Annotated in this window: 22 protein-coding genes and 1 pseudogene; 13 read left to right on the forward strand and 10 right to left on the reverse strand. The window is 71.5% G+C overall.

Annotation, left to right across the window (positions count from 1 at the left end):
* The first annotated feature begins 166 nt into the window (after positions 1 to 166).
* Complete coding sequence (locus tag RKD05_RS09935; RefSeq protein ID WP_424709752.1) at positions 167 to 1,162, forward strand: nucleoside hydrolase; 996 nt, start codon at positions 167 to 169, stop codon at positions 1,160 to 1,162.
* Positions 1,163 to 1,207: 45 nt separating this feature from the next.
* Here RKD05_RS09935 and RKD05_RS09940 read toward each other — a convergent pair whose 3' ends face one another.
* The 5 genes and pseudogenes from RKD05_RS09940 to RKD05_RS09960 form a co-directional block, all read right to left on the reverse strand.
* Positions 1,208 to 1,981: an LLM class flavin-dependent oxidoreductase gene (locus tag RKD05_RS09940; RefSeq protein ID WP_424709754.1), complete on the reverse strand. Its 774-nt coding sequence runs from the start codon at positions 1,979 to 1,981 to the stop codon at positions 1,208 to 1,210.
* Between the two features lie 124 nt (positions 1,982 to 2,105).
* Positions 2,106 to 2,576: pseudogene (locus RKD05_RS09945) on the reverse strand (LLM class flavin-dependent oxidoreductase); the annotation flags it as partial.
* Entirely contained in the window at positions 2,569 to 3,882 is a 1,314-nt protein-coding gene (locus RKD05_RS09950) for an amidohydrolase family protein (RefSeq protein ID WP_424709755.1), read from the reverse strand. The pseudogene RKD05_RS09945 and the gene RKD05_RS09950, both read right to left, overlap by 8 nt.
* On the reverse strand, positions 3,879 to 5,135 hold the full coding sequence (locus tag RKD05_RS09955; RefSeq protein ID WP_424709756.1) for an adenosylhomocysteinase: 1,257 nt from the start codon (positions 5,133 to 5,135) through the stop codon (positions 3,879 to 3,881). Before RKD05_RS09955 ends, RKD05_RS09950 begins: the two co-directional genes overlap by 4 nt.
* Entirely contained in the window at positions 5,132 to 5,875 is a 744-nt protein-coding gene (locus RKD05_RS09960; RefSeq protein ID WP_424709758.1) for a hypothetical protein, read from the reverse strand. Before RKD05_RS09960 ends, RKD05_RS09955 begins: the two co-directional genes overlap by 4 nt.
* Before the next feature lie 68 nt (positions 5,876 to 5,943).
* Between RKD05_RS09960 and RKD05_RS09965 the strand changes: the two genes are divergently transcribed.
* The 7 genes from RKD05_RS09965 to ccsB all read left to right on the forward strand — a co-directional run bounded on the left by RKD05_RS09965 (position 5,944) and on the right by ccsB (position 11,969).
* Complete coding sequence (locus RKD05_RS09965) at positions 5,944 to 6,336, forward strand: hypothetical protein (RefSeq protein WP_424709759.1); 393 nt, start codon at positions 5,944 to 5,946, stop codon at positions 6,334 to 6,336.
* 88 nt (positions 6,337 to 6,424) lie between these two features.
* Positions 6,425 to 7,114 carry a DedA family protein gene (locus tag RKD05_RS09970; RefSeq protein ID WP_424709761.1) on the forward strand — a complete coding sequence of 230 codons (690 nt, stop codon included), beginning with the start codon at positions 6,425 to 6,427 and terminating at the stop codon, positions 7,112 to 7,114.
* 97 nt (positions 7,115 to 7,211) lie between these two features.
* Positions 7,212 to 7,856, forward strand: coding sequence for a histidine phosphatase family protein (locus tag RKD05_RS09975; protein WP_424709763.1), 645 nt, complete (start codon positions 7,212 to 7,214; stop codon positions 7,854 to 7,856).
* Complete coding sequence (locus RKD05_RS09980) at positions 7,856 to 8,461, forward strand: TlpA family protein disulfide reductase (RefSeq protein ID WP_082822727.1); 606 nt, start codon at positions 7,856 to 7,858, stop codon at positions 8,459 to 8,461. The genes RKD05_RS09975 and RKD05_RS09980 overlap by 1 nt, the downstream gene beginning before the upstream one ends.
* On the forward strand, positions 8,458 to 9,207 hold the full coding sequence (locus tag RKD05_RS09985; protein ID WP_424709765.1) for a cytochrome c biogenesis CcdA family protein: 750 nt from the start codon (positions 8,458 to 8,460) through the stop codon (positions 9,205 to 9,207). Before RKD05_RS09980 ends, RKD05_RS09985 begins: the two co-directional genes overlap by 4 nt.
* A gap of 40 nt (positions 9,208 to 9,247) precedes the next feature.
* Positions 9,248 to 10,948, forward strand: coding sequence for a cytochrome c biogenesis protein ResB (resB, locus tag RKD05_RS09990; RefSeq protein WP_424709766.1), 1,701 nt, complete (start codon positions 9,248 to 9,250; stop codon positions 10,946 to 10,948).
* Between the two features lie 4 nt (positions 10,949 to 10,952).
* Positions 10,953 to 11,969, forward strand: a complete 1,017-nt coding sequence (gene ccsB / locus RKD05_RS09995) for a c-type cytochrome biogenesis protein CcsB (protein ID WP_063256030.1) — start codon at positions 10,953 to 10,955, stop codon at positions 11,967 to 11,969.
* A 323-nt stretch (positions 11,970 to 12,292) separates the two neighbouring features.
* Here ccsB and RKD05_RS10000 read toward each other — a convergent pair whose 3' ends face one another.
* The 3 genes from RKD05_RS10000 to RKD05_RS10010 form a co-directional block, all read right to left on the reverse strand.
* Positions 12,293 to 13,189, reverse strand: a complete 897-nt coding sequence (locus RKD05_RS10000) for an endonuclease domain-containing protein (RefSeq protein WP_424709767.1) — start codon at positions 13,187 to 13,189, stop codon at positions 12,293 to 12,295.
* 220 nt (positions 13,190 to 13,409) lie between these two features.
* A complete protein-coding gene (locus tag RKD05_RS10005) occupies positions 13,410 to 15,452 on the reverse strand; it encodes a YhgE/Pip family protein (RefSeq protein ID WP_424709768.1) in 2,043 nt (680 codons plus the stop codon).
* A complete protein-coding gene (locus RKD05_RS10010) occupies positions 15,449 to 18,250 on the reverse strand; it encodes an MMPL family transporter (protein ID WP_424709769.1) in 2,802 nt (933 codons plus the stop codon). Before RKD05_RS10010 ends, RKD05_RS10005 begins: the two co-directional genes overlap by 4 nt.
* Before the next feature lie 122 nt (positions 18,251 to 18,372).
* On the opposite strand from RKD05_RS10010, the gene RKD05_RS10015 reads away from it, so the two are divergent.
* On the forward strand, positions 18,373 to 18,996 hold the full coding sequence (locus RKD05_RS10015; protein WP_063256041.1) for a TetR/AcrR family transcriptional regulator: 624 nt from the start codon (positions 18,373 to 18,375) through the stop codon (positions 18,994 to 18,996).
* 4 nt (positions 18,997 to 19,000) lie between these two features.
* On the opposite strand, the gene RKD05_RS10020 is transcribed toward RKD05_RS10015, so the two are convergent.
* Positions 19,001 to 19,996 carry an o-succinylbenzoate synthase gene (locus RKD05_RS10020; RefSeq protein WP_424709770.1) on the reverse strand — a complete coding sequence of 332 codons (996 nt, stop codon included), beginning with the start codon at positions 19,994 to 19,996 and terminating at the stop codon, positions 19,001 to 19,003.
* A gap of 47 nt (positions 19,997 to 20,043) precedes the next feature.
* Between RKD05_RS10020 and RKD05_RS10025 the strand changes: the two genes are divergently transcribed.
* Positions 20,044 to 20,841, forward strand: coding sequence for an LLM class F420-dependent oxidoreductase (locus tag RKD05_RS10025; RefSeq protein ID WP_424709771.1), 798 nt, complete (start codon positions 20,044 to 20,046; stop codon positions 20,839 to 20,841).
* Between the two features lie 13 nt (positions 20,842 to 20,854).
* On the opposite strand, the gene RKD05_RS10030 is transcribed toward RKD05_RS10025, so the two are convergent.
* Positions 20,855 to 21,988: a Fic family protein gene (locus RKD05_RS10030; protein WP_424709773.1), complete on the reverse strand. Its 1,134-nt coding sequence runs from the start codon at positions 21,986 to 21,988 to the stop codon at positions 20,855 to 20,857.
* Between the two features lie 162 nt (positions 21,989 to 22,150).
* On the opposite strand from RKD05_RS10030, the gene RKD05_RS10035 reads away from it, so the two are divergent.
* The 3 genes from RKD05_RS10035 to RKD05_RS10045 are packed head-to-tail and all read left to right on the forward strand — an operon-like array spanning position 22,151 to position 25,210.
* Complete coding sequence (locus RKD05_RS10035; RefSeq protein ID WP_424709774.1) at positions 22,151 to 23,053, forward strand: 1,4-dihydroxy-2-naphthoyl-CoA synthase; 903 nt, start codon at positions 22,151 to 22,153, stop codon at positions 23,051 to 23,053.
* A 28-nt stretch (positions 23,054 to 23,081) separates the two neighbouring features.
* A complete protein-coding gene (locus tag RKD05_RS10040) occupies positions 23,082 to 24,230 on the forward strand; it encodes an AMP-binding protein (RefSeq protein ID WP_424711809.1) in 1,149 nt (382 codons plus the stop codon).
* A gap of 11 nt (positions 24,231 to 24,241) precedes the next feature.
* A complete protein-coding gene (locus RKD05_RS10045) occupies positions 24,242 to 25,210 on the forward strand; it encodes a 1,4-dihydroxy-2-naphthoate polyprenyltransferase (RefSeq protein WP_424709776.1) in 969 nt (322 codons plus the stop codon).
* Positions 25,211 to 25,213 lie beyond the last annotated feature (3 nt).

The following is a 25,213-nucleotide window of genomic DNA, read 5'->3' on the forward strand; positions in this document are numbered from 1 at the left end:
CCCGACGACGCCGGAGGCGTCGGTCGACATGTGCTGTGTGGACGCGGGTCGGGGCCGCCCGCGTCATCCTTCACTCTGAGGTCTCGTCGTGACGAACAGGGAACGAACGTGTCACGCGGTGTAACACCCGGCCGTGTCGCACGGAACGAACCGGCAGGGTGAGAGCATGGCATCCCCTTCTTCCGTCCCTTCCGTCCGTCGCGTCCTCGTGGACACCGACACGGGTCTCGACGACGCGCACTCCCTGATGTACCTGCTGGCCCAGCCCGACGTGCGGATCGAGGCCATCACGACGATCTACGGCAACACGCCGGTCGTCGACTCGGCGCGCAACGTCCGCACCGTGCTGCGACTCGCCGGGCGCGAGGACATCCCGGTGCACCTGGGCGAGGCCACGCCGATCGAGGGCGAGGCATCGATCGCCGACTTCGTGCACGGCACCGACGGCCTCGGCGACCGCTTCGAGCGCGCGGAGCTGCGCGTCGAGGAGGAGAGCGCGGTGGATGCCATCGTGCGCATCGCCGCGGAGAACCCCGGGGAGGTCGACCTCCACCCGCTCGGACCGCTGACCAACATCGCGCGGGCCCTCGAGCGCGACCCCGACCTGTTCCTGAAGTTCCGCTCGGTCGTGATCATGGGCGGCGCGGGACCCTACCCGGCGCCGGGCGGGGCGACACTGACGGACGCGAACACCGCGAACGACCGTCGCGCCGCCGAGATCGTGTTCGGGGCGCGCAACGCGGGGAACGTCATCATGGTCGGCGTGAACGTCACGGCCACCGCGATCCTCGACGAGCACGTCCTCGCGGTGCTGCGCGGCGTCGGGACGCCCTGGGCGACGTTCGCCGGCGAGGTGCTCGACGCGTACAACGACTTCTACCAGTACAAGTGGGGGCGTCGGATCTCCTCGGCCCACGACGGCCTCGCGACCGTCGTGCTCCACCGGCCGGAGATCGTGACGAGCTGGATCGAAGGGCCGGTCGACTTCACGCCCTACGCGGACTCGCTCGCCACCCGCATCGCCCTTACGCACGACGGCCTGCCGTTGGTGTGGGGCAGCCCGGAGGGGCCGACGATCCGCGCGGTCACGGCGTTCGACGGCACCGAGTTCCTGCGCCGGTTCGTCCAGGCGCTCTCCACGGGACCCGCACCGCAGGATTGACCGCGGCGCCGCGGTCGGCGCCGGGCTGACCGCGGCGCCGGGCCCTCACCGGGCGCCGGAGCGGGCCGGGTGGTCGTCGCCGAGACGGTCGCGGCGGTCGCTGCGCAGGCGCGAGCGGAACGTGCCGTCCTGCGGGAACCCGCCGTACAGCCCCCGCTCGCGGAGCGCGGGGACCAGGAGTCCCGCGAAGTCCTCCACGGAGCCGGGCGACAGGAACGGGTGCAGCAGGAAGCCGTCGACGCCGGACTCCTCGACGAACGCCCCGATCGCGTCGGCGACGGTGTCCGGCGTGCCGAGGAAGCGGTCGTCCGCGAACGCGGTGACCCGCGAGAACTGGCGGCGGACGTCGCCGGCGGTGAGCACCGGGGCGTCGCTGCGGGTCTCCTTCGTCTGCGTCGCGTTCGTCGCGCGCTTCACGAGCGGCTCGTCGTCGGCGTACAGCGAGAAGTCGATCCCGCCCCAGCCGGCGTACGCGGCCAGCTGCGCCTCCGAGGCGTAGTGGGCCTGGAGCGAGTCGATCTTCTCCTGCACGGCGATCGCGGTCGGGGCGACCACGAGGTTCATGCCGACCACGGCGCGGATCTGGGAGGCATCCCGCCCCAGTTCCTCGGCCCGCCGACGGATGCCGGCCAGCCCCTCGCGCACGGCGACGGGGTCGGAGTCGCCCACGAAGATCAGCTCGGCGTGGCGCGCGGCGAACTCGCGGCCGCGCGGCGACCACCCGGCCTGGATGATGACCGGGGTCCGCTGCGGCGACGGCGTGACCAGGTGCGGACCGGCGACGCGGAAGTGCTCGCCGACGTGATCGATGCGGTGCACCTTCGGCGGGATCGGCGAAGACCCCGGATGCCTTGTCGCCGACGAACGCGTCGTCGTCCCAGCTGCGCTCCCACAGCGCGTACGCGACGTCGAGGAACTCGTCGGCGCGGTCGTAGCGGCTGTCGTGCGCGAGGACGTCGAGGCCGAAGTTCGCCGCGGCACCCGGCAGGTAGGAGGTCACGACGTTCCATCCGATGCGACCCGCGGTCAGGTGGTCGAGCGTGGAGAAGCGGCGCGCGTGCGCGAACGGGTGCTCGTACGTCGTCGACACCGTGGTGCCGAACGCGAGGCGGTCGGTGACCGCCGCGAGCGCCGGGATGTGCAGCATCGGGTCGAGCGCCGGGATCTCCACGCCGTGCCGGAGCGCCGTCTCCGCTCCTCCGCGGTACGTGTCGTAGAGCCCCAGCACGTCGCCGAAGAAGAACAGGTCCATCCCCGCCTCTTCGACCCGCCGGGCTTGGTCGAGCCAATACCGCAGGGAGGTCGCGGAGAGCCGGTCGTCGGCGGGGTGCGTCCACAGGCTCGCGGCGGAGGAGCCGTTGCCGACGCAGGCCTGCTCGTACAGGCCGAACAGCAGGGGACGGGGGTCAGACATGGGCGGTGGTCCGTTCGTGGTCGATCGTCGTCGCCCAGCGGACGCGTCCGCCGACGACGGTGAGGGAGGCCTCGGCGGGTCCGGCTTCGACGAGCTCGGTGAGAGCGTCGCGCGGGGTGACCGACGAGACGGGGAAGACGGCGAGGTCGGCGCGGGCTCCGACACGGAGCGCTCCGGTGTCGGCATCCATTCCGAGGGCGTGTGCACCGCCGGTCGTCGCGGCGGCGAACAGGCGGACGTGGAGGTCGTCGTCGGTGTAGCCCTGGGCGCGGGCGATGTCGTACAGCGCGGCCACGTCGTGCCACGGCGACAGGCTGGGGGAGGAGGACAGCGAGTCGGTGCCGACCGCGATCGCGTTGCCCTCGCGCAGGTACGCCGCGACCGGCGCCGGGTCGAGGCCGATCACGGCGTTCGAGCGCGGGCACAGGGCCACGCTGACCCCGCGCTCGCGCAGGAGCGCCCGGTCATCGGCATCCACGTAGATCCCGTGCGCGAGGTGCGTCGACGGGGTCAGGGCGCCGAGGTCGTCGAGGTACCGGATGACGCCCGTGCCGGCGCCGCCGTTGCGGAGCAGCGCGAACTCGCCGCGGCCGTTGGCGCGCCAGCGCTCGGCGAGGTCACCGGTGCCCGAGCGGACGTACGCGTCCTCCCACGCCGACTCCGCCGCGTGGATGTGCTGGCGCACGCCGAGCGTCCGGGCCAGGCGGGAGAGTTCGCGCAGGACGGCGGTGTCGAGCGAGTACATCGCGTGCGGCGAGAGGCCGGTGGCCGGCGGCGTCGGGAGAGCAGCGAGCTGCGTGCGGACCGTGCGCTCGCCGTCGACGTTCCAGGCGCGTTCGGTCCAGCCGAGGACCTCCCAGAACGCGATGCCGTGCAGGCCCGCGTCGTGCACCGCGGATCCGGCGGCGGCGTCCGTCACGATCTCGGCGACCGCCGTCGTGCCGGAGCGCAGAGCGAGGGCAGCGCCCGCGGCCGCCGACGTCCCCCAGTCGCGGGGGAGGGGGTACAGCTCCATGAAGGCGCTCATCCACGACTCGAAGCCGTCGTGCGCGGCGAGCCCGACGGCGGCCATGTCGCTGTACTGCAGGTGCGTGTGGGCGTTGACGAGGCCGGGCGTGAGCGCGCCGTCCCACTCGTGGATCACCGCGTCGGGGCCGGCGGCGGCGAGCACCTCGTCGGCGGGGCCGACGGCGAGGATGCGGTCGCCCTCGATGGCGACGGCGCCGTCGCTCAGTGCGAGCCCGTCCGCCCGCGCGGCCGAGCCGGGGGAGAGGACGACCGGTGCGCGGTGGACGATGACCGTCACTCTTCGTCTCCGTCGGGGTTCCACGCGGCGAGGAACGCCTGCTGCGCCGCGGAGGGGGCGTCGAGGGTCCCGCCGAAGGACGCGAGGGCGATCGCGGCCACCTCATCGTCGGCTGCGCGGGGGAGCTCGTGCACGCCCGGCGCGAGGTCGGGCGTCGCGAGGACGTGGGCGACCGAGGCGAGCTGCACGCCGAAGGAGAGGTCCATGATCTCCACGGGGTTGCCCTCGGCCGCGCTGACGTTGAGGCAGTTGCCGTCGTCGAGGACGCGCACCTCCGCGCCGCTCGGCATCCGGAGCACCGAGACGGCGCCCGTGCGCGAGATCTCGACGGCCCCCGCTGCGTGGGCGGCATCCAGGGCGATCTCCTGTCCGACACCGCCGCCCACGGCGACGACGGCTCCGCTGCGGAGCGCGTCGAGGTGGGCGACGTCGATCGTGTGACGGATGCCGGTGGCCGAGATGACGATGTCGGCGTGCCGCACGGCCTCGGCGAGCGTCTGCACCTCGAAACCGGCGAACGCGGCCTGGAGGGCGGCGACCGGATCGGTCTCGCTCACGACCACGCGTGCCCCGAGGGCGGCCGCGTGCTGCGCGATGCCGGTGCCGACGCGTCCGAACCCGACCACCGCGACGGTCGCCCCGCGGAAGGAGCGGTCGGCGACGTCGGCCACCGCGAACACGACCGACTGGCCGGTGCCGTGCATGTTGTCGAACAGCGACTTCGAGCGCGCGTCGTTCGCCGCGACGACCGGGATGCGCAGCGCGCCCTCGGCCTCCATCCGGCGCAGCGGCCGGACGCCCGACGTCGTCTGCTCGGTCGCGCCGCGCATGCCGTCGACGACGTCGGGGCGCTCGAGGTGCGCGAGACGGATGGTGGAGGCTCCGTCGTCGACGATCACGTGCGGCCGGTGGTCGAGGAGGGCCAGGGCGTTCGCGCGGTCCTCGGCGCGGTCGGCGTCGGCGCGGGCGTAGACCGGGAGTCCGGCGTGGGCGAGGGCGGCGGCGACGGCGTCGTCGGTGTTGCGGCCGGCGGAGGTGACCGTCACGTCGGCGCCGGCCTCTGCGAGCGCGAGCGCGATCGTCGCCGTCTTCGGCTCGAGCACGTCGGACACGCCGATGCGGACGCCCGCGACGATGCCGTCGCGGGTCAGGCGAGCCGCGAGCGCGGTCGTCACGGGCATGTGGGCGCGCGCCCACTCGATGCGGTCGTGGCCCGAGCGCCACAGCGACGGGTCGGCGATCCGGCCGCTCATGGGGTCACCGCCGTGGCGAAGGCGGGCTCGTCGTCGGCGATCAGGGCCGCGACGAGAGCATCGGCGAGGTGGAGCTGGGCCGCCGTGGGGTGCTCGCCCTCGACGGGGAGCGGGGAGGGCATCTCCACGAGCGCTCCGTTCGGGGTCGTGCGCACGTGCGGGCGCGGGGACGGGAGGTCGGTGGCATCCACCGGTCGGGGGGAGGCGTCTGCGACGAGGCCGGCGACCGCCGTCGGTGCGACGCCGTCGTGGCCGACGCCCGTGAGGAGCGTGAGGTGCGCGGTGCCGGTGTCGGCGACGGCTTCGACGCGGACGCCGTCGAGCCGCGCGGCGAGCCGCTCGACGGGGTCGTCCGTCGCGCGCACGACGGCCGTGCCCAGGCGTCGCAGCACCGTCGTGAGCGCCGTCGCGAGCGGGCCGTCGCCGACGATCCGCACGGTGCTCCCGGCGAGCGTGAGGTTCGTTCGGGCCGAGACGGCGAGCACGACCTGCTCGGCGCGGACGTGCGCGTACAGGATGCCGAACGCCCGCGACGCGAGCGGGTCGGGGCCGTCGACGTCGGGGGAGACGTCGAGGCCCCAGCTCTCGCGCAGGGTGGCGCGCAGCGCGGACGGGAGGGCGGGCAGCGCCACGCCGTAGGTCAGGACGGAGGGTTCGACCGACCGGGCGGCGAGCAGGCCGCGGGTGATCGGGAATCCACCGTCGAGCCCGGCGGGAAGGGCGGACGAGGAGGACGGCACGGCTCGAACGTACGGCGCGAGGTCGGTGCAGCGCGAATCGATGACGCCGGATCTCTAGGATGGCGCGCGTGACCTATTCCCTCTCCCCGGATTCGTACCGGACGCTGCGGCCCGAACCGGCGGCGCGACCGGCGCGACGGGGATGGGACCTGGCTCTCACGATCGTCTTCCTCGTGCTGCTACCGCTCGCGGCGCTCGCGTGCTCGTACGCCGGGTTCTTCCTCGCGTTCGCCGCGGACGCGTGCGGGTCGATGAACTGCGACTACGGCGTCATGAACGTCGGGTTCTGGTCCGCGGTGATCGCCCCGTGGGTCGTGCTGCTGGTCGCGGTCGTCATTTCGATCGTCAGACTCGTCCGCCACCGCATCACGTTCTGGGTGCCGCTCGCCGGCATCGTGCTCATGGCCGCGACCTGGTTCGTCGCCGCGGCGATCGTGAGCGCCGGGATCTCGGCATCCTGATCCGTTCACAGGTCCCGCGGAGGCGGCGGCTCTAGGCTTCGGGCGGGCGTCCGGACGGGCGGCCGATCACCGAGCGCGAAGGCACCCGATGACCGACAGCACCCTCACCCTGCGGGCCGCGCCCGCATCCGGCTCCGCGTCCGGCGAGCAGTCGTGGCTCACGTCGCTCTCCGAGTGGGCCGTCTCGCTCATGGAGATCATCGGCCCGATCGGTGCCGGCATCGCGATCGCCCTCGAAAACCTCTTCCCGCCGTTGCCGAGCGAGGTCGTGCTGCCGATGGCGGGGCTCACCGCCAGCCGCGGGTCGTTCACGCTGTTCGAGGCGCTGCTGTGGACCACGCTCGGCTCCGTCGTGGGCGCGTTCGCGCTCTACGGGCTGGGGCGCTGGCTCGGCGCCGCCCGCCTGCGGGCGATCGCGGCGAAGGTCCCGCTGCTGCACCCCGAGGACGTCGACCGCACCGTCGCGTGGTTCGAACGGCACGGCGGCAAGGCCGTGTTCTTCGGACGCATGGTGCCGATCTTCCGCAGCCTCATCTCCATCCCCGCGGGCGTCGCGAAGATGCCGCTGTGGCGCTTCGGTCTGCTGACCGCCGCCGGAAGCCTCATCTGGAACACGATCTTCGTGCTCGCGGGCTACCTGCTCGGCGAGAACTGGCACGTCATCGAGCAGTACGCCGACATCCTGCAGTACGTCGTCATCGGCGGTGTCGCGGTGGGGATCGCGTGGTTCCTGTACGCGCGGGTGCGGTCGCTGCTGGCCTCGCGGCGCGACGCCTGACGCCGGGCATCCGGGGGCCATCCCGGGTAGAACACCGTCGAACCAACGGCATCCCTCGCTCAGCCGGCCCACAAGACCCGCCGCGTAGACTTGACGGGTGCCCGCCGACCGCCTCCTTCTCGTGCGCCACGGGGAAGTCCACAACCCCCGCCGCGTGCTCTACGGTCGGCTCCCCGGATTCGGACTGAGCGTCGACGGACGCCGCATGGCCCGTCAGGCCGCGGAGTACGTCCACGGCCTCGAGCGGCCGATCGGTGCGCTCGTCGTCTCGCCGCTGCAGCGCACGCGCGAGTCCGCGCAGCCCTTCGTGGAGCTGTTCGGCATCGAGCCGTTCATCGACGACCGGGTCATCGAGCCGACGAACGTGTTCGAGGGTCGGCGGATGAAGAAGGCCCTGGCCAACCCGCTGAACTGGCGGCATCTGTCGCGCCCCGCCGTGCCGAGCTGGGGCGAGCCGTACGACCGGATCGTCGCGCGCATGACCGAGGCGATGACCGACGCGTGGGAGCGCGTGCCGTCGGGTGACGTGGTCGTCGTCTCGCACCAGCTCCCCATCTGGGTGACGCACCTCGCGCTCTCCCAGCAGCCCACCCGCCACGACCCCCGCAAGCGCCGCTGCGCGCTGTCGAGCGTGACGAGCTTCGAACGGCGAGACGGCGCCGACGGCTCCGCGCGCTGGGTCGAGGTAGCGTACGCCGAGCCGGCCGCCACGGCCGGAGCCGTCGACGTAGGAGCCGTTTGATGCGCCGAATCCTCTCCGCCGCCGCGGCCGCCACCGCCGCGCTCGCCCTCGTGGCGGGTCTGGCTGCGTGCAGCGCCGACCCGCTCGCCGAGCAGTACCGCGCCGGCGACAACAAGGGTTACATCGCCGCGAACGGGTTCCAGACGCAGGAGATCGCCCCCGATCAGCGGGGGGAACCGGTTCAGTTCTCGGGCACCCTCGACAACGGGTCGACCGCCACGAGCGCCGACTACGCCGGCAAGGTGCTCGTCGTGAACTTCTGGTACGCCACGTGCGGCCCGTGCATCGTGGAAGCCCCGCGCCTCGAGCAGGCCTACCAGTCGTTCCAGGGGCAGGACGTCGCCTTCCTCGGCGTCAACACGTACGACCAGCCCGCCACCGCGCTGTCGTTCGCGCGCGACAACGACGTGTCCTATTCGAGCCTCATGGCCGTGAGCGACGCCGAGCTCAAGCTCGCCTTCGCCGACAAGACGCCCATCAACGCCACCCCCACGACGCTCGTGCTGGACCGCCAGGGGCGCGTCGCCGCGCGTGTGATCGGCGAGCTGCCCGAGGCATCCATCCTCGAAGCGATGGTGCAGACCGTGGTCGCGGAGAGCGCGTGAACCCGGGAGCTCTCGTCTTCGACGGGGCGCTCTGGCTCGCGCTGCCCGTCGCCCTCGCGGCGGGGCTGATCTCGTTCCTCTCGCCCTGCGTGCTGCCCCTCGTGCCGGGATACCTCGGCTTCATCGGCGGGGCCGTCGCGCCGCGCGGGGGATCGGCATCCACTCCGGGACGCTCGCGCCTCGTGCTGGGAACGCTGCTGTTCATCGCCGGATTCACGCTCGTCTTCATGGCGGTCAACGTGCTCGGCGGGACCGCCGGGGCGTTCTTCCTCCGCTACGCCGACGTCATCACCCGGATCATGGGCGTCGTCATCATCGTGCTCGGGCTCGTCTTCATCGGGCTCTTCGGCCTCGCGCAGCGGACCGTCCGGTTCCAGGCCCGCGGCGGCCTCGGTCTCGTCGGCGCACCGCTGCTGGGCATCGCGCTCGGCGTGGGCTGGACGCCGTGCATCGGCCCGACGCTCGCCGCGATCCTCTCCGTGTCGTACAACCTCGGCGACCCCGGGCGGGCGGCGCTGCTGGGGCTGGCGTACTCCCTGGGGCTCGGCATCCCGTTCCTGCTCCTCGCCATCGGCTTCGGGTGGGCGACGCGTTCGGTCGCGTTCGTCCGCCGGCACATCCGCGTGGTCAACCTCATCGGCGGTGCACTGCTCATCGTGCTGGGTCTCCTCATGGTGACCGGGCTGTGGGGCTCGTGGATGTCGAGCCTGCAGGGGGTGATGCAGGGTGTCCAACTCCCGCTCTGACTCTCCGTCCGACCGTTCTCGTCCCGATCGGGGAGCCACCGTGACCGACCCGCTGCGCCCGTCCGATCACGCCGATTCCGCCGCGCCCTCCGGCGACGACATCACGTCGCCCCGCCTGGGCGTGATCGGGTGGCTCCGGTGGAGCTGGCGGCAGCTCACGAGCATGCGCACCGCGCTCGTGCTGCTCCTGCTGCTCGCGATCGCGGCGGTGCCCGGGTCGATCGTGCCGCAGCGCGGCGCCGACCCGAACGGCGTCACGCAGTACTTCACCGACAACCCCGACCTCGCGCCGGTCCTCGACAAGCTCAGCCTCTTCGACGTGTACTCGTCGCCGTGGTTCTCGGCGATCTACATCCTGCTGTTCATCTCGCTCATCGGCTGTGTCCTCCCGCGCACGAAGCACCACTGGAAGGCGCTGCGCTCGCAGCCTCCGCGCACACCTGCGCGGCTCTCGCGTCTGGACGACCACCGCTCCGTGACGGTGTCGGTTCCCGAGGGGCAGGATGCCTCTTCGATCGCGGCATCCGCCGTCGAGACCGCCGCGACGCAGCTGCGCAAGAGCGGCTACCGCATCGCCCGGTACGACGGGCGCGGCGCGTTCTCGGTCTCCGCGGAGCGCGGGTACCTGCGCGAGACCGGCAACCTCGTCTTCCACGCGGCGCTAGTCGGCGTGCTGATCGCGGTGGGCGTCGGCGGCGGCTTCACGTACACCGGGCAGCGGGTCCTGGTCGAGGGTCAGGCCTTCACGAACAGCCTGCTCGACTACTCCTCCTTCAACCCCGGCCGGTTCGTGAACACCAACGCCCTCGCGCCGTACTCGATGACGCTCGACCGCTTCGACGTCACGTACGTTCCGCCGGGGCAGCCGGGTTCGGGGCAGGCCGGTGACTTCGCGGCCAACGTCACCACCCTCACGCCCGACGGCCAGCAGCAGGAGGGGCAGGTGCGCGTCAACCACCCGCTCGACGTGCAGGGCGACCGCGTCTACCTCCTCGGCAACGGCTACGCGCCGACCGTGACGATCCGCAACGCCCAGGGCGTGGAGGTGTTCCACGACTCCGTGGCCTTCCTTCCCCAGGATGCCAACATGACCTCGCTCGGCGTGATCAAGGTCGCCGACGGGATGCCGCAGCAGCTGGGCCTCATCGGGTTCTTCTACCCCACGATGGACACGCTCACGTCCGGCGCCCTGACCTCGACGTACGGCGACCTCGAGTACCCCGTGCTCACGCTCCGCGTGTACGCCGGTGACCTCGGCATCGACAACGGAACCCCGCGTTCGGTGTACACCCTCGACCCGACCGGTATGACGCAGATCGCCGGCGGCGACAGCGGCACGCCGGCGCTGCGCCTCATGCCGGGGGAGACGCAGGACCTCCCGAACGGCCTCGGGACGATCACGTTCGAGAACGAAGCCCCGGCGGGCTCCACCGGGTACGCCGGATCGGTGAAGCGCTTCGCGTCGCTGTCGATCCACCGCGACCTCGCGGGTCCCTGGGTGCTCGGCTTCGCCGCGCTCGCGACCCTCGGACTGCTCGCGGCGCTGTTCGTGCCCCGCCGCCGCATGTGGGTGAAGGCCACGCCGGACGGCGACACCGTGCGCGTGGAGTACGCCGGCCTCGCCCGCGGAGAAGACCCCACCCTCGCCGCGGCCGTGGATCAGGTGATGGAGCGGCACCGCGCCTCCCTGCCGACTCCCGCCGATCACCAGAGCCGCCCCGACACCGGAAAAGTAGACTGACACCATGCCCGGAACCGACCCCCTCCTGCTCGACGAGATCTCCCTCCTCCTCGTGTGGACGGCCGTCGCGATCTACGTGCTCGCCTTCATCGCCTACGCGATCGACCTGGCGCGCCGCTCCGACCTCGCGATCAAGGCCAAGGACGAGGTCGTCGCGCGCGAGCTCGTGACCGCGGGAGGCGGCGGCGTCCTCGTCGCGCCGCCGACGTCCTCGGCATCCGGGACCTCCGCCGCGAAGCCGCGGTACCTGTGGGCCCGCATGGGCACCGCTCTCGTCGCGCTCGGCTTCCTCTTTCACCTCGCCGGCGACGTGCTGCGCGGTGTAGCCGCGGGGCGCGTGCCGTGGTCGAACATGTACGAGTTCGCGCTCACCGGCACGCTGCTGGTCGTCGCGGTGTACCTCGTCGTGCTGACGCGTTTCGACCTGCGGTTCCTCGGTGCGCTCATCACGGGCCTCGCGGTCGTGCTGCTCGGGGGCGCGACGCTCGCGTTCCACGTCGAGGTCGTCCCGCTCGCCGACCCGCTCAAGTCGGTGTGGCTCGTCATCCACGTGTTCGTCGCGTCGCTCGCGACGGCGCTGTTTGCGCTCGCGTTCGGCCTGTCGGTGATGCAGCTTCTGCAGACGCGCCGCGAGCGCAAGCTCGCGATCGCCGCCTCCTCGGATGCCGCGACCCCGCGCCGCAGCTTCCTGCAGACGCTGCCGAATGCCGACGCCCTGGAATCGCTCGCCTACCGCTTCGCGATCGTCGGCTTCATCTTCTGGACCTTCACGCTCATCGCCGGCTCGATCTGGGCCAACGACGCGTGGGGTCGCTTCTGGGGCTTCGACACCAAGGAAGTCTGGACCTTCGTCATCTGGGTCCTCTACGCCGGGTACATCCACGCCCGCGCGACGCGCGGCTGGCGCGGCACCCGTTCGGCCTGGTTGTCGATCATCGGCTTCGCCGCCGTGCTGTTCAACTTCACGATCGTCAACGTCTTCTTCAAGGGCCTGCACGCCTACTCGGGCCTCACGACCTGACGCGGCGCCCCCGGGTCCGCCGGGCTGCCGGGTGTCCAAGACACGCCGCATGGGGTCGGCGGCTGACGTTGAGTGTCCAAGACACGCGGATGTGCCGCGGTGGCATCCGCGTGTCTTGGACACTGAGTCGAGGAGCTTGGTGGCCGCTCTCGCCCCGCGCCGCCAGTGCTCGGGGGTGGGCGGCCGGTGTCGCGTTGCGGCGTTCGCCGTGCGCACGGTTTCTGGGGGTTGAGTGTCCAAGACACGCGGATGTGTCGTCATGGCATCCGCGTGTCTTGGACATTGAACGGATCGGCGAAGGCACAGGAAGGGGCGTGGGAAGTTCACACCCCGGGACGCCAGCCCCGGGAAATCAGCGCGGTGCGCACGGGGGCGACGACGTCACGTTCAGGGTTCCGCAGGTGGTGGTCCAGTACGCGGACGAGGATCCAGCCCGCGTTCGCGATGGCCGGCCAGCGGTCGGCGTCCCGTCGAAACTGCTCCATCGACGCGTGCTGCCGGCCGTCGTACTCGACCGCGACACGGTACCGACGGTAGGCGAGGTCGAGGCGCGCGATGAAGCGTCCGTCGTCGATGAGGTCGCTGTTCAGTTCCGGCTCGGGAAGGCCCGCCCGCTGCAGGATGAGACGCACCTCGGTCTCGCGCGGTGAATCCGCACCGCGACGGGCGAGCTCGAGGGCTGTGGTGAGGTCGGCAGCGCCGCGGCGGCGTAACCGCTCGGCGGCTGCCCGGAGGTCTTCCAAGGCTGCGTCGCCGCGCGTCAGGATCGCGTCGGCTGCGGCCACCAGTGCATCACGAGGAACCAGTCCGCCGAGTTGTGCCCAGGTCTCGGCGGCCGCGGGAACCGGGAGCCCCGAACGGAGGGTGAGGTCGGCGGCATCCATGAGTATCCGGTGACCGATGACTCCGGACGTGCGCGGCTCCCGTGCGGGCGGGCTCGCCGAGACGTGCAGGTCATGCGTGGCAGAGGCGGGCAGGGGCAGATCCCAGACGACAGCGGCCGTGGTTTGGCTGAAGAACTGCGGCCCTCGGAGTCGAGGGGCGTACGCGTGGCATCGTTCGAGAAGCGTGCCGAGATCGCGGTCGGAATGAACACGGATGCCATGAAACGGCGCCGCGAGGTCGCGCGCGAACAGGCGGTTCGAGGAGACGCCGGCTCGACGAGCGCTCGCGACGTCGAAAGCGACCCCGAGGCTTGAAGGGAGAGGTGAGCGGCGCACCGCCTCAGGGAACCGCAACGAGGTCACGCGGCGCGGGACTCGATCGCCGTTCCGTGGAGAATCTCGCCGCTCTCGCACCAGGGGAGGAGGGGTCGTTCGCGCCACCCCGGGCTTCGGCTCCGACGTTCGCTGTCCAAGACACGCGGATCCTGCGTGCGCACGTCCGCGTGTCTTGGACACTCAACCCGGAGGAATGCGCCGCGACGCCCCGGCGTGTGAGCTACGCGGGCTGGGCCGCGGCCCGCAGCGACGCGGTGCGGCGCCGCACCACGACGAGCGTCGTCACGATCAGCGCGATCAGCGCCCACACCGCGAGCGCCACGATCCCGGCGCCGACGCCGCCCGACGAGGCGAGCGCGCCGAGCATCGCGGAGTACGCCGGAGACGTCGGCAGCAGAGAGGCGAGGCCCGCGAGCAACGGCGGCACCGTCGACACGATGTTCGCCGCCACCGCCAGCGCGCCGACGATCGCGGCGATCCAGCGCCCGACCCCGCCGAATACGGCGACCAGCGCCTGGTTCACCGCGGCGAACGCGACGCCCGCGGCGATGCAGACGAGGGCGAACAGCGCCCAGTCGCCCCAGTCGTAGCGGGATGCCACCTGCACGACGCCCGCGACCAGGAAGCCCTGCGCGGCACCGATGATCGCCGCGGGCGCGAAGCCGCGCAGAGCGACGAGGCCCGACGCGCGGCGGCTCGTCAGCGAGCGAGCCGACACCGCCTGGAACACCACGAATGAGGCGAGGCCACCGAACCACAGCACGGCCATCGCGAGCAGCGGGACCGCGGCGATGCCGAACAGCGAGTCGCTCACACCGGTGGTCGACACCGGGTCGGCGACGACGTCGGCGAGGCTCTTCGCCTGATCGTCGGTGTACGACGGGATCTTCTCGACGGCGGTGTCGAGCCCGTCCGCGAGCGAGGAGGTCCCGGATGCCACCTTCTGCACGCCGTCCGCGAGCTGTCCGGCGCCGTCCTCGGCTCCGGACACCCCGGACGCCACCTGAGCGGCGCCCGAGCTGAGGCCCGCGGCACCCGCGTCGAGCTTCTGCGCGCCGTCGGCGAGCTGGCTCGCGCCGCTGCCGAGGCCGTCGATTCCGCCGGCGATGGTGTTGAGTCCGGCGACGGCTTCATTTCCGCCCGCGGCGAGGTCGGCGTTCGCCTTCGCGAGCTTGGTGAACCCGGCGGGGATCCCGGCGACCTGCCCGGTGATCTGACCCATGCCGCTGACCGCCGCGGTCAGGTTGGGAAGCGCCGCTGCCGCCTTGTCGGCCGCATCTTTCAGCGCCTTGCACTGCTCGGGCGTTCCCGTGCAGTTCGCCGCGGCGTACTGGAGCGCGGCCGTGGCCTGCGTCAGTGCATCGTTCACCTGGGGCGCCGCTTGCGACAGCTTGGTCGCGTCCTCCGCGAAGTTCGGCGGGAAGTTTGCGGCCTGCTTCGTGAGATCGTCGGCGATCGCCTTGTTGGCCTGAGCGATCTGGTCGACCCCCGTCGCCGTCTTCCGCGTCCCTCCCGCCAGGGCCGTCGCGCCACCGGCGAGCTGCGACGCCCCGTCCGCGAGCGGGCCCACGCCGGCCGCGAGCTGCTGCGTTCCGGTCGCGAGCTGTGACGCCCCGTCGGAGAGCTGCCCCAGGCCGTCCTTCAGGCCCGTCGCCCCGGTCGCGGCCTGGCCGGCGCCGTCGGCGAGCTGGTGTGCGCCGCTCGCGGCGTCGCCGAGGTTCTTGCTCAGGTCCGTGAATCCGAGGAACACGTTCGTCAGGTACTGCGACGACAGCGCGCTCCCGAACACGGAGGAGGCGGTGGATGCCAGCTGGGCGGTGATCGCGCCGTCGACGACGCGCGCGTCGGGAGCGGTCTCCACGCCGATCGTGGCGCGTTCGGGTGTCTCGCCGGGGCGGGTGGAGAGCGCCGCCGACGTGAAGTTCTCCGGGATCGTGACGACCGCCGTGTACGTGCCGTCCTTGAGGCCCGCCGCGGCGTCCTCGTCGTTCGAGATGACCCAGTCGATGTTGCTCGGCTGGTCGTCCGCGCCCTTGACCAGCCCACCGGTCAGCTGACGTCCGAGCGGAACGGTCTGGCCGTTGAGCTGCACCGGCTTGTCGTCGTTCACGATCGCGGCGGTGATGTTGTCGAGCCGGTCGGTGGGGTTGTAGAGCGCACCGACCAGGATGCCGCCGATCACAGCGGGCAGCAGAAGCACGCCGATGAGCGTCAGCCAGGTCACGGGGCGGCGCGAGCGGGAGCGCTCGACGGGGACGGTCATGCGAACACCTCGGAAAGGTCGGTGGAGGACTCGGGGGTCGGGCGATGCCGATGCGGCGAGGGCAGCGCGAGAGACGTCACGTCGGGACGATGGGCGTCGGCGAGGAGTGCGAGCGCGCGGCGCTCGTCGCGCGCCGACACCACGAGGGTGAACGCGGACCCGGCGTCGCCGCCGCGTTCGCGCGCGGCAACCGCGGCTCGCCGTAGTGCTTCGGCGACGTCGGCGCGCGTGTCGGCGTCGAGCCGATCGATGTCGCACAGGACGGCCAGGCGCGCGCGGCCCGACACGGCGCGCGCGACCTCGTCCCCGGCGGCGTCGGGATCGTCGAGGAGCGCCAGCCCGACGCGGGAGCGCACGGCACCGGCCCGTTCGGGGACCAGGAGCCCGTCGACGCGCAGTCGACCCTCCACCGCGGAGAGGCGGCCGGCGAGTGCCAGCAGCAGGGGACGGGTGACGCGCGTCTCGCCGGTCACCAGCAGCGTCCCGCCGTACCCGACGCGCAGGTGGACGTCGGCGAACGCCGGTTCCTCGTCGTCCGACGCCGTGCCCGCGCGCAGGTCGTCCGCGGCGATCGCGATCGCGGGTTCGGCCGGCCAGTCGCGCAGGCCGATCTCGCGCTCGACGGCCTCGCCCTCGACGTCCAGCTTGGGCAGCAGACGGTCGAGCCACCGTGGCATCCACCAGGCCTTCGCCCCCAGCAGTGCGAGCACCGCGGGGACCAGGGTCATGCGCACGAGGAACGCGTCGACGGCGACGCCGACGGCGAGGCCCAGCGCGATCGGCTTGAGGCTCGAGTCGCCCTCGGGGACGAACGCGACGAACACCGAGAACATGATGACCGCGGCCGCGACGACGACGCGCGCGGAGCCCATGAAGCCGCTCCGGACGGCACCGAGCGCCACTTCGCGGGGCGTGCGCCCCTCGCGAGACGCATGCACGTAGTCCTCGCGCATGCGCGAGACGAGGAAGACCTGGTAGTCCATCGCGAGGCCGAACAGCACGCCCATCACGACGATCGGCATGAAGCTGATGATCGGTCCGACCTTCGCCACGTGCAGCGCGTCGGCGAACCAGCCCCACTCGAACACCGCGGCGACGACGCCGAACGACGACGCGACCGACAGCAGGTAGCCGGCGGCGGCCGTCAGGGGCACCCAGATCGAGCGGAACACGATCATCAGGAGAATCAGCGAGAGGCCGACGACGAAGATCCCGAACGGCACGAGCGAGGCCCCGAGCTGGTCGGAGATGTCGATCGTGACGGCGGTGTATCCGGTCACGAGGAGGCGCACGCCGAACTGGTCGTACAGGCGGTCCTCGGCGCCGCGGAGTGCGCGCACGAGGTCGGCGGTCTTGGGGTCTTCCGGACCCGTCTCGGGCACGATCTGCACGATGCCGGTGTCGGCGGTCTGGTTCGGGGTCGCCAGCGCGATCTTGGCGACGCCCGGGATCTTCGCGACCTCGTCGCCGATGTCCGTCATGAGCTTGACGGGGTCGTTCGACGTGACGATGGTCCCGGTCATGATGAGCGGGCCGTTCGCCCCCGGTCCGAAGTATTCGTCGGTCAGCTCGTACGCCTCGCGCGCCTCGTTGCCGGGCTGCAGCTGCCCGGCGGTGGGGAGCGTGAGGGCGAGGCTCCCGGCGGGGATCGCCGCGACGCCCAGGAGCACCACGACCGACACCGACGTGACGACCGGATGCCGTGTGACCAGGCCCACCCAGCGGGCGGCGGGGCCGTGCGACCGCTTCTCGGCCGTCACGGCCTTCTTCCGGCGCCACCCCACGACGCGGCCCTTCGCGAAGCCGAGGAACGCCGGCGTGAGCGTCAGCCCGATGCAGACGGCGATCGCGACGGCGACCGAGGCGGCGACACCCATGGTCGTCAGGAACGGGATGCCGGCGAAGCCGAGGCCGATGAGCGCGATGAGCACCGTGATGCCGGCGAACACCACGGCGGATCCGGCCGTGCCGGTGGCGCGGGCGGCGGACTCCTCGGGGTCCATGCCTCCGCGCACTTGGTCTTGATGTCGGGACACGATGAACAGCGCGTAGTCGATGCCGACGGCGAGCCCGAGCATGACCGCCAGGAGCGGCGTCGTCGAGGACACGGTCGCGAACCCGGTGGCGATGAAGATCAACGCGACGGAGAGCGCGACGCCGAGGAGGGCGGTGGCCAGCGGCATCCCGGCCACGAGGAACGACCGGAACGTCAGCATCAGCACGAGGGCGGCGATCACGACGCCGAGGGCCTCGGTCAGGCTCGCGCCGGGGATCTCGGTCGCGAAGAGTTGACCGCCGAGCACCGCCTGCGACCCCGACGGCAGCGCGGACGCGAGGGCCGTCGTGTCGTCGCGCAGTCCATCCTTGGTGTCGCCCGGGACCGCGGTCGCCTCGCCGGAGAACTGGATGCGGATGATCGCGGCGCGACCGTCGTCGGACACGCCGCCGGAGATGCGCTCGTCGAAGGGGTTCGTGACGGCCTCGACGAAGTCGAGCTTCTCGATGTCGGAGATCGAGGTGCCGATGGCATCCTGATACTTCTGGTCGCGCACGCTCGTGCCGTCGGCCGAGACGACGACGATGTCGGCGCCCGCACCGCTCACCTGGGGGAAGGTGCGGGACAGCATCTCGAGGCCGGCCTGGGACTCGGTACCCGGGATCGCGAAGGTGTTGTCGGTGCCCTTCGCGAAGAGGGCCACTCCGCCGCCGGCGAGGACGAGGATCAGCACCCAGGCCGACAGCACGCGCCACGGGTGGCGGAACGACCAGCGACCGAGGGTGTACAGGAAAGTGGACACGGTGGCTGCTCCCGAGGTCGGCGGCTTGGTCGATACAGCACCGTATCGGATACAACAATGTATCGTAGTTCGCGGAGGGGGCCACCAACCTGAGTCTCGTCCGTGAACCGAAGGAGCGCGGCATGACCGACACGGCACCGGCGCCGTCGCGGCGACGCGAGAACACCCGCTCCCGGCTGATGGATGCCGCGGCCCAGCTGTTCGCGGAGGAGGGCATCGACGCCTCGTCGGTCGAGGCCATCTGCGAGCGTGCGGGATTCACCCGCGGGGCGTTCTACTCGAACTTCGGCTCCAAGGAGGAGCTGTTCCTCGCGCTGTGCGAGCGCTCCGCGGAGACGACCATCCACGCGGTCCGCGAGCGCATCGCCTCGATCGAGAAGAGCGATCTGGATGCCGGCAGCGAAATGCGCACGCTCGTGCAGGAAGTGCTGGAGGTCGCCGGGCACGATCGCCTCGACGTCCTGCTGGGCGCGGAGATCCGCGTGCAGGCGCTGCGCAACGCCGACTTCGCCGAGGCCTACCTCGCGCTGGACCGGGGGCTGTCCGAGAACGTGTCGCGGCTCATCAGCGACGTCGCCGAAGCCCGCGGTCTCGAGTTGCGCGTGCCGCTCGCCGAGGCGACGGAGCTGCTGCTCTCGACGTGGATCTCGGCGGCTGAGCGTGCGCTCATCACGCGTCGTGACCCCGGGGTCGTGCGTGACGAGCTCGCCGAACGCCTCTCGCACATCATCGCCCTGATCCTCTGAGCGCTCACGCCCCGCTCTCGGCCAGGACGCCGTAGCAGCGGGTCAGGCGCTCGAGCCACCAGTCGCGGCGGTCCTCCGGGGCCTCGACGCGATCCAGGGTCGCGGTCGTCGGCGAGATGCGCGTCAACGGGAGGAAGCCGTCCTGGGCGCGCAGCGGGCGGGCGACGACGTCGGTGGTGAACAGGGAGGCCGTCCCGAGACCGCAGTCGTACTCCAGGTCGGGCAGCGCGGCGGCGAGGGCGAGCCCCATCGAGAGGCCGACCGAGGTGTCCAGCGCGCTGGAGACGACGGCGGGGAGTCTCGCCTCGGCCACGATCGCGAGCGCCGCGCGGATGCCTCCGAGCGGCTGCGCCTTGATCACGAGCAGATCCGCGGCTCCGGCCCGGGCGACCCGCAGCGGGTCTGTCGCCTTGCGCACGCTCTCGTCCGCGGCGATGGGGATGTCGAGGTACGCGATGCGCTCGCGCAGCTGCGCGAGTTCCTCCACCTCGGCGCACGGCTGCTCGACATACTCCAGGTCGAACTCGGCGAGGGCGTGGATTGCGCGCTCGGCCTCGTCGACGTTCCAGCCTCCGTTCGCATCGACGCGGATGCGACCTTCGGGGCCCATCGCCGCGCGCACCGCGCGAACCCGGGCCACGTCGTCCGCGAGCGTCCGACCCGCCTCGGCGACCTTCACCTTGGCCGTGCGGCATCCATCGAATCGGGCGAGCACCCGGTCGACCGCGGACGCGGCGACGGCCGGCACCGTCGCGTTCACGGCGACGTGCGCGCGCACGGGGGGAGGGGTGGGATGCCACCCGAAGTCGAGCGCCGCCGCGAGCCACGTCGCCGCCTCGCCGTCGCCGTATTCGACGAAGGGCGAGAACTCCGTCCAGCCCTCGGGGCCCTCGAACACGACCGCCTCGCGAGTCTGGATGCCGCGGAAGCGGGTGGCGAGGGGGAGGGCGACGACGCGGGCCGTGGCGAGGACGTCGACGAGCGGGGGGAGGGGACTCACCCCTCCATCCTGGCCTCGGTGTCGGACGCCGGGAATAGGCTGGCGACATGCTTTTCGACACCCCGGTCCGGCTCGGCGTCCAGATCCAGCCGCAGCACGTGCAGTACTCCGACATCCGCGACGCCGTCTTCCGCCTGGAAGAGATGGGCGTCGACATCCTCTTCAACTGGGACCACTTCTTCCCGCTCTACGGAGATCCCGACGGGGAGCACTTCGAGTCGTGGACGATGCTCTCGGCGTGGGCCGAGCAGACCGAGCGCGTCGAGTTCGGCGCTCTCGTCAACTGCAACAGCTACCGCAACGCCGACCTGCAGGCCGACATGGCCCGCACCGTCGACCACATCAGCAAGAAGGGCGGCGACACCGGCCGCTTCATCCTCGGCACCGGGTCGGGCTGGTTCCAGCGCGACTACGACGAGTACGGCTACGACTTCGGCACCGCCGGTTCGCGTCTGAACGCCCTCGCGTCGGACCTCGACCGCATCGTCGAGCGCTGGGGCAAGCTGAACCCCGCGCCCACGCGCAAGATCCCCGTCATGATCGGCGGCAAGGGGGAGCAGAAGACGCTGCGCATCGTCGCCCGTCACGCCGACATCTGGCACAGCTTCGTCACGCCCGGCGAGGTCACCCACAAGCTCGACGTGATCGAGCGCTGGGCCGAGACCGAGGAGCGCGACCTGTCCGGGCTCATCGTCTCGAACGAGCTGAAGGACCGCGACGAGACCGACGCCGACGCCCTGTTCGACGCGGGCACGCGCCTGTTCACCCTCGGCTTCTCCGGCCCCGACTGGGACTACTCGCTCGTCGAGCGCTGGTTGGCCTGGCGCGACTCCAAGAACGCCTGATCCCGGGTCCCCGTCAGTCGTCCGACAGCATCCGGGGAAGGTAGCCGAGGGCGTCGAGGCGTCGGATGAGCCTCGGTGCCAGGGGGCCGCGGGACAACGAGAGTCGATAGAACCGCGGCCCTTCTTCGGCTTGCTGCAACAAATTCCGTTCGCGCAAGGCGCGGATGAAACGGGACCGTTGCGCAGCGGTACCGGGCACGACATCCACCAGGTCGCCGGCCTTCACCACCCCGCGCTCCAGACTGGCACGGAGCGCCGCGTGGCTGTCGCGCGAGACCAACCCATCGTGCAGCAGGCTGTCCAGCGCGGGGCCGACCACTCGCTCGATCACGAAGTCGTGGTGCTGGAGGTCGATCAGTCGCGCGACATCGTCGCGGATGCCACTGACGAAGAACTCGGCCCAGGAGATCGTTCCTTCCGCGGAGAGGTCGTCCGCCCGTTCGAGCGCGGAGATATAGGCGTCACGATCGTTCCCGAAGACCGCGGTCGGGTTGAGTGCGCTGTACCCGCGCGTGGCGAAGATGGTCTTTCGCAGCATGGCGTACGTGAAGAGCCGCGAGACGCGACCGTTGCCGTTGCGGAACGGATGGATCCATACGAACCGGTGGTGCGCGATGGCGATCTGCAGCATCTGTTCGTGCAGTGGCCGCTCCTGGTTCGCGAAGTCCAGGAGAGCGGACATCTCGGCGTGCACCGTCACCCAACTCGGCGGCACGTGGGCGGAGTCGGTGATGGCGACATCCACCACCCGGTAGGACCCGGGAGTCGGGTCGCCTTCTCGGACGAGCCCGTCGACGGTGCGGCGGTGGATCTCCCGGACGAGCGTGTGAGTCAACGGGGCGTCCGGCGGCAGCTGGTCGATGAAGCGCGCGGTGGCGGCGATGTTCCGGATCTCGCTGATCTGGTCCGCGCTCGTCGAACCCCCGGTTTCGATCTGATCGAGGGCGTCGTACACGGTGGTGTGGTTGCCCTCGATGCGGGCGGACACGACGCTCATGACGAAGTCGAACAGGTGGTGCAACTCGAGATAGGTGTCACGGGGAGTGTCACCCGTGCCGATGTCCGATCGAAGCCGTTCGATCTCGAACAGCGTCGCCACCAACTGCGACTCGAAGTCCAGGCGAGGGATCGCGTACTTGTCGGTCATCAGGTTCTCATTTGCGAATCGATAGTCGTACTACTTGCATGAAATCGGTCTTGTTCCCCGTAATGACGGGAAGTCTGCCAGCGTTACGGACTGGATTAATTGCACCTACCGTACGCTAGAACTTGCGTGGGTCTCGATCGAGACTTGCGTAGAGAGGTTTCCGTGAGCGTCTCCGAGATCTTCGACCCCGCCGAGTGGACCCTGGCGCCGGGCGCCGAGGAGTACACCGACATCACGGCGCACGTCACCCACGACGGCCGTGTCGCACGCATCGCGTTCGACCGCCCCGAGGTGCGCAACGCCTTCCGCCCGCACACGGTCGACGAGCTCTACCGCGCTCTCGACATCGCGCGCCAGGACCACCGCATCGGCGTCGTGCTCCTCACGGGCAACGGGCCGAGTCCGAAGGACGGTGGGTGGGCGTTCTGCTCGGGCGGCGACCAGCGCATCCGCGGCCGCGACGGCTACAAGTACTCCGACGACGAGACGGCCGTCGCCGACCACGGCCGCGCGGGTCGCCTGCACATCCTCGAGGTGCAGCGCCTCATCCGGTTCATGCCGAAGGTCGTCATCGCGGTCGTCCCGGGGTGGGCGGCCGGCGGCGGCCACTCGCTCAACGTCGTTTGCGACCTCTCGATCGCGAGCGCCGAGCACGGTCGGTTCAAGCAGACGGATGCCGATGTCGGGTCGTTCGACGCCGGTTACGGCTCGGCGTACTTCGCGCGGCAGATCGGGCAGAAGTTCGCCCGCGAGATCTTCTTCCTCGCGGAGGAGTACTCCGCGCAGCGCGCGTACGAGATGGGCGCGGTCAACCGTGTCGTGCCGCACGCCGACCTCGAGCGCGAGGCGCTGGCGATGGCGCGCACCATCCTGACGAAGTCGCCGACGGCGATCCGCATGCTCAAATTCGCGTTCAACGCCGTGGACGATGGGCTCGTCGGCCAGCAGCTGTTCGCCGGCGAGGCCACGCGGCTCGCGTACGGCACCGACGAGGCGGCCGAGGGTCGCGACGCCTTCCTCCAGAAGCGCGACCCCGACTGGTCCGGCATCCCGTGGCACTACTGATCCCCGGATGCCAGGACCCGGTGCCGTCGTGAAGCTCGAGCGGGTGGCATCCGAGGATCCGCGCGACGTGCTGCGCGCGCTGCGGCACGCCGTCCTGGGAGCGGGGCCGGCCGTGGCGCTCGGGGCGGGGGACGGACTGCCCGCCGAGGTGCCGGCGGGGACGGCCGTGGTCATCACGACGTCGGGGTCCACCGGGGTGCCGAAGTCGGTGGCGCTCGGACGCAACGCGCTGATCGCGAGCGCGTTCGCCACCTCGGCGCGGATCGGTGAGGGGGCGTGGCTGCTCGCCGTCCCCGCGACGTACGTCGCCGGCGTGCAGGTGCTGGTGCGCGCTCTCGTGAACGGCCGGGAGCCGGCCGTCCTCGCGGGGCCGTTCCGTCCCGAACCGTTCGCCGCGGCGGCGCTCGGGATGGCGTCGCACGAGAACGGCGCGCGGGTGCCCACGTACACCTCGCTGGTCCCGGCGCAGTTGCAGCGGCTCCTGGACGCCGCCGACGACGACCCCGAGGTCGCCCGCGCGCTGCGGTCGTTCGAGCGCATCCTCGTCGGCGGGCAAGCGCTGCCGGTGTCGCTGCGGGAGCGCGCCGAGGCGGCCGGGGCGCGGATTGCGCGCACGTACGGGTCGACCGAGACCAGCGGCGGCTGCGTCTACGACGGTGTCCCGCTCGACGGCGTCGAGCTCGCGATCGTCGACGGCGAGGTGCGCATCTCGGGTCCGACGCTCGCCGACGGATACGTCGGCGATCCGGCGCGCACGGCCGAGATCTTCCCGACGGATGCCGACGGCACGCGGTGGTACCGCACGGGCGATGGCGGCGAACTCGTCGACGGGGTGCTGCGGATCACGGGGCGCCTCGACAACGTCATCGTCTCGGGCGGTGTGAACGTGTCGCTTGACCGGGTCGAGGCGGCGGTGCGTGGCATCCCGGGTCTGGAGTCCGCCGTCGTGATCCCGATCGACGACGCGCGCTGGGGGCAGGGGTCCGCGGTCGTGGTCGCGGGGACCGACGCCAACGAACGGGAGACGCTCGAGCGCGTCCGGGCCGCGGTCGCGGCGGCGATCGGTCCGGTGGCCCGGCCCGCGCGCGTGATCTCGATCGACGTGCTGCCTCTCTTGGCATCCGGCAAGCCCGATCGCGCCGCCCTGCGGCAACGGTTCGGCTCCGCGAAGAATTAGGCTTTCCCTCCGTGGCAGCACAGTCTCGCAAGCGCTCGCGTCCCGCCCCGAAGCGGCGTCCCGGCGGCAATCCCCAGAAGGCCCACCGTCCCGCGCCCCGCGCCACCCCGGCGACCGCGCGTGACTGGATCGGCGCCGCCCGCCTGCGGACCCTTCCGCTGGCGATCACGCCGGTACTCGTCGGAACCGGTGCCGCGACGCTCGTCGACGACCAGCTCCACTGGGTGATCGCGCTCGCGTGCCTCGCGGTGGCGTTCGCGCTGCAGATCGGCGTGAACTACGCCAACGACTACAGCGACGGCATCCGCGGGACCGACGACGTCCGGGTGGGGCCGGGGCGCCTGACGGGCGGCAAGAAGGCGAAGCCGCGCACGGTGCTGATCGTCGCGCTGGCCTTCTTCGCGCTCGCCGCCGTCATCGGTCTCGCGCTCGTCATCCGCACGGGGCAGTGGTGGCTCATCGCGGTGGGGGCTGCGAGCATCGTCGCCGCGTGGTTCTACACCGGGGGCAAGCGGCCGTACGGCTACAACGCCCTCGGCGAGGTGTTCGTCTTCGTCTTCTTCGGCCTCGTCGCCACGCTCGGCACGACGTGGCTCCAGGTGCAGTCGCTGCCCCAGGAGGCGTGGTTCGGCGCGGTGGCGGCGGGCCTCCTCGCGTGCGCGGTGCTGCTCGCCAACAACCTCCGCGACATCGATCAGGACCGCCTCGCGGGCAAGCGCACGCTCTCGGTGCTCATCGGGCGTCGGGCGACGCAGGTGCTGTTCACGCTGTTCGTGCTCGCCCCGTTCGCCATCGCGGCGTTCCTCGCGCTGGTGTACCCCATCGCGTGGCTGACGCTCATCGCGCTGCTCGGCGGTCTGTCGGCGATCCTCATCGTCTGGACGTACCGCGCGCCCCGTGAACTCATCGTGGCGCTGCAGGTCACGAGCTTCACGTCGGTGGCATACGGCGCCGTGCTCTTCTGGGCCTTCGCGGCCTGAGGC

Origin of the sequence: Microbacterium sp. SLBN-111 (assembly GCF_049739645.1) — a bacterium.
Lineage (GTDB): Bacteria > Actinomycetota > Actinomycetes > Actinomycetales > Microbacteriaceae > Microbacterium.

Excerpts from the sequence above, each read along its gene's own strand:
- RKD05_RS09935 (WP_424709752.1), top strand. The coding sequence starts at position 167 with ATGGCATCCCCTTCTTCCGTCCCTTCCGTCCGTCGCGTCCTCGTGGAC.
- RKD05_RS09955 (WP_424709756.1), bottom strand. The coding sequence starts at position 5,135 with ATGAGCGGCCGGATCGCCGACCCGTCGCTGTGGCGCTCGGGCCACGAC.
- RKD05_RS09970 (WP_424709761.1), top strand. The coding sequence starts at position 6,425 with ATGACCGACAGCACCCTCACCCTGCGGGCCGCGCCCGCATCCGGCTCC.
- RKD05_RS09980 (WP_082822727.1), top strand. The coding sequence starts at position 7,856 with ATGCGCCGAATCCTCTCCGCCGCCGCGGCCGCCACCGCCGCGCTCGCC.
- ccsB (WP_063256030.1), top strand. The coding sequence starts at position 10,953 with ATGCCCGGAACCGACCCCCTCCTGCTCGACGAGATCTCCCTCCTCCTC.
- RKD05_RS10005 (WP_424709768.1), bottom strand. The coding sequence starts at position 15,452 with ATGACCGTCCCCGTCGAGCGCTCCCGCTCGCGCCGCCCCGTGACCTGG.
- RKD05_RS10015 (WP_063256041.1), top strand. The coding sequence starts at position 18,373 with ATGACCGACACGGCACCGGCGCCGTCGCGGCGACGCGAGAACACCCGC.
- RKD05_RS10025 (WP_424709771.1), top strand. The coding sequence starts at position 20,044 with ATGCTTTTCGACACCCCGGTCCGGCTCGGCGTCCAGATCCAGCCGCAG.
- RKD05_RS10030 (WP_424709773.1), bottom strand. The coding sequence starts at position 21,988 with ATGACCGACAAGTACGCGATCCCTCGCCTGGACTTCGAGTCGCAGTTG.